We start from the raw sequence: 3,632 nt of genomic DNA on the forward strand, positions 1-3,632 counted from the left end.
CGTTTCATCACTACACCAATAAGTGACTTTTTTATATTTGTTTACTTGAGGTAAAGCTTGGTCTAGTAAAGCTTTTATCTGTTGAGGCAAGTTATTTTTAAATTCATTAATTGCCGTAGATTTCTGAGAAATACTGCGAGGTCTGGGAATTTTTAATTTACTTTTTAATTCCCCTCTAACTAAAGAATAGACAGCCGGGTAACTACTGGCTATTCCTTTAATCAACCATAGCCAAAGATGAACTTCTTTATAACTCTTAAATCCTTCGGGGTCTCTCAACTCTTGTTGCAAGGTAGCTGCTATTTCAACTGAGAACTTTTTTGGGCGACCAAAAACCTGCCTATTTTTTAACAGATTTTCCAGACCGCCCTTTCTATATTGGGAGAGCCAGCGATGAATGGTTGCCTCACTTGTACCTAAAACTGCGGATACTTCCCGCACAGTTTCTACTTGTTTTGACTGAAATAAATAAAGCATTTGGACTTTATTATAAGCTAGGATTCTTTTTTATTTTTTGAGTATTTCTCGCAAATTTTCTCCAGATTCGGTAATCTTTATATGAGGACGACCAGACATTGTAATTCTCTCCTTTACTTTTTATACAAGTCTATCACATCTTTAAAAAAATGGTATTAAGCCTGGGGCTAGAAACCGGGTTTCTAGGCAAAATTTTGCCTGTAAAAACGAGAAATCTTCCAAGAAACCGGGTTTCTAAGGCTAGCGCGGGTCGCGAACTATGTGTGTAGGGTGTGTAGGGATAACCAGTTTTTTTTAATTTATTGAGTTATTTTTGTGTCGATCGCCCTGTGGAAACTGTGGAAAAAAAAGCTAACTGCTTGCTGGGCTTTACTTATAGGTAATAAATACCTGTGGAAAACTTGTGGAAAAGCTGTTGAGGTCGATCGCCCGCCCATCTTTGTGCAAAAACTGTTTTGAGCCAAGCAGTAATGTTTTCCACAAACGGAGGGCAACTTTTCCACAGGTTTTTCCACAGCTAATCTCAAATCCGATGCCACCGGATTTGAGATTACTCACAGTCAGGAGACGCCGCTGTACCGTTTCCCTACAATTGGCGATCCGGGGATTTATTGATCCGGGGTGTACTCCATAAACGTGGAATCTACTGTATTACAGTCGCTAAACTTTGAGAGGATACAATCCGTTTAGTGAAAAAGTCGCCTCCCTAACTTAAGCATCCAGCTAATTCTAGTGAGGACATCATTGTTTACCGTCAATGCCTCAAACCCTTAAGTCTATGAAATGCTTGATGAATATCAGATTCTGTAACTGCACCATATCCAAGCACTAGATAATAATTTGCCTCTTTTGCATCAGGCTCAAAATAAGCTGCCCCTGAGCACAAACCCACTCCTCTTTCTGCTGCGAGATTCACAATCTCGTCTGCGGGGCGATCGGGTGGAAGCTTAATCCAAAACTGCATACCACCACCTGGGAGTTGCCAACCCCACTCTGGAAACAACTCTCGTAAATATGTAGCGATCGAGTCTCGTTTATGACGATAATGAATTCGCATCCGTCGCAGGTGACGTTCCACTGCTCCAGATTCTAACAGTTTCGCGACCCAACGTTGCAAGACTAAACTCGTCCCACCATCCAACTGCCACCGAATATCAACTAGGCGCCGAATAATTTCTGGATGAGCCACAATATACCCTAGTCGTAAACTATTAAACAATAGCTTGGAAAAGGTGCCCATGTAAACAACTCGTCCTCCAAAATCTCCAGCTTTTAATGCAGGTAATGGATGCCGATCGTAATAAAACTCACTATCATAATCATCTTCAACGATCAGGGCATCCTGTGCTTCAGCAAGTTGCAACAAAGCCGATCGACGACTGGGCGACAGAGTTACACCTTGAGGAAAATGATGTTCGGGCATCACGTAGTGGATTCGAGCAGAATAGGCATCCTCAGTTAAGCGCACTCCTTCCGAATCTACGGGACCGGCAATTCCTTTCATACCTCGCATGATGAAATTTTGAGGAATAGCTAGATAACCGGGAATTCCATAGCTAATGCTGCCACCATAAGGCGCAACCAAGATACTCAAGAGAGAAGAGGAATGCTGCGATCCATGAGTAATTAAAACTTGATTCTGTTCAGCTTGAATACCTCGCGTTGGTAGAACCTTTTGACAGAGTGCCTGAATGAGTTCTAAATCTCCATTATCTTTCTTGTAATGACTCAATTCAGGAATAGCTTGGCGAATCGTCTGATTCAATGTTTGCTGCATAGTCTTGAGTGGTAGGCGATCGACTTGAGCAAGGCTTGGTGTGAAGCAGATTTTGTCTGTATCCCGATCGATCGTCTGCTTGAAAGGTATAGGAGGCTTCAGTTAATAGCCACTTGGGGAATCCCTGTGTGTTGCGAATCTTGTCTTCTGGTTGTAAGACTGGAATTTGAGTAACGACAGTACCATGTCCTACTTTGCCTGTGCAGTACCCTTGTGCACACAGTTCTTCATACGCTAGAACAACTGTTCGACGAGCAATTCCCAATTCGATCGCCAGTTGACGACTGGGAGGTAGCGGTGTGCCCGCAGCTAGTATACCTGACGCGATCGCATTGCGAATCTGCTCCAATATTTGTAGGTAATATGGAAGATGTTTAGAGGTTTTATCTAAATCGATATGCAGCATATTGGTACATAAAAATAGCCACTAATTAGCTCGTAACATTAGACCAATCAATCTAGCACAGAGTCCCCTGGACTGAGCAAATTAATAATTCCCGCCTCCAGATGAGTTTAATCAGCTTTATTGTGGAACTGGCCGGAGAGCCCGTTCTTGAGAATGGTGCAATATCTTAGGTTGAACTAAGTGAGGCAAAAATGCGCTCAATTACCAGCAGTGCTTGAGCAACTTCTTCAGCAGTTACAATTAGAGGCGGAACCAAACGAATTGCATGAAGATTAGTAGTAATCAACAGTAAGCCTTCATTCAATGTTGCTTGAACAATATCAGTTGGAGTGAGTGTGCTGTCTGGCTTAAGGATAAGTCCATTTAAAAGTCCCCAGCCACGCACATCTTGAATATATTGCGGATAGCGATCGCCAATTTGCTTCAAGCCATTTCTTAGCTGCTCTCCGCGCTGCTGCACATTACTCAGTAGATTGTCGCGCTCTAGTGTTTGACATACTGTTAGAGCAACCGCACAGGCAAGCGGATTTCCACCAAACGTGCTGCCGTGATCTCCTGGCTCAAAGACATTGCAGAATTCTTTACACAGCGTTGCGCCGATTGGAATACCACCTCCTAATCCCTTTGCCACAGTCAAAATATCTGGTTCAACACCGAGATGTTGATATCCCCAAAACGTTCCAGAACGACCTATCCCAGTCTGAATCTCATCCAGGATCAAGAGGATACCTAAATCATCACAACGTTGTCGAACATACTGAAAATAAAATAAGTCACCAGGATGAACACCCCCCTCTCCTTGTAGGGGTTCCAGCATAATTGCTGCGATACAAGGTTTGTCTTGATTAAGATCGTTAATTGCTTTATCTAGCGCCGCAATATTGTTGTAAGGAACATATAGCCTTTCTCAGAAAGATGAGGTACAATAACAGCAGTGTGTAAACCAGTTAAAAATATTTGACGATGTAACTT

The 3,632-nt window shown here is 42.6% G+C and carries 4 protein-coding genes and 1 pseudogene; all 5 read right to left on the reverse strand.

Features of this window, described 5'->3' with window-relative positions:
• On the reverse strand, positions 1-477 hold a 477-nt coding region (locus QUB11_RS30920; protein WP_333392545.1), incomplete at its 3' end, for a helix-turn-helix domain-containing protein.
• 369 nt (positions 478-846) lie between these two features.
• Positions 847-1,035, reverse strand: coding sequence for a hypothetical protein (locus QUB11_RS30925; RefSeq protein ID WP_333207511.1), 189 nt, complete (start codon positions 1,033-1,035; stop codon positions 847-849).
• A gap of 196 nt (positions 1,036-1,231) precedes the next feature.
• On the reverse strand, positions 1,232-2,254 hold the full coding sequence (locus QUB11_RS30930; RefSeq protein ID WP_333207510.1) for a PLP-dependent aminotransferase family protein: 1,023 nt from the start codon (positions 2,252-2,254) through the stop codon (positions 1,232-1,234).
• Positions 2,211-2,660 (reverse strand): winged helix-turn-helix domain-containing protein, encoded by a 450-nt coding sequence (locus QUB11_RS30935; RefSeq protein WP_333207508.1) that lies wholly within the window; start codon positions 2,658-2,660, stop codon positions 2,211-2,213. Before QUB11_RS30935 ends, QUB11_RS30930 begins: the two co-directional genes overlap by 44 nt.
• A 166-nt stretch (positions 2,661-2,826) precedes the next feature.
• Positions 2,827-3,558, reverse strand: a pseudogene (locus QUB11_RS30940) (aminotransferase class III-fold pyridoxal phosphate-dependent enzyme); the annotation flags it as partial.
• Positions 3,559-3,632: the final 74 nt, after the last annotated feature.

The sequence above is a fragment of the Microcoleus sp. B6-A1 genome, from assembly GCF_036705085.1.
In the GTDB taxonomy this organism is placed as follows: domain Bacteria; phylum Cyanobacteriota; class Cyanobacteriia; order Cyanobacteriales; family Microcoleaceae; genus Microcoleus.

Excerpts from the sequence above, each read along its gene's own strand:
- QUB11_RS30930 (WP_333207510.1), bottom strand. The coding sequence starts at position 2,254 with ATGCAGCAAACATTGAATCAGACGATTCGCCAAGCTATTCCTGAATTG.
- QUB11_RS30935 (WP_333207508.1), bottom strand. The coding sequence starts at position 2,660 with ATGCTGCATATCGATTTAGATAAAACCTCTAAACATCTTCCATATTAC.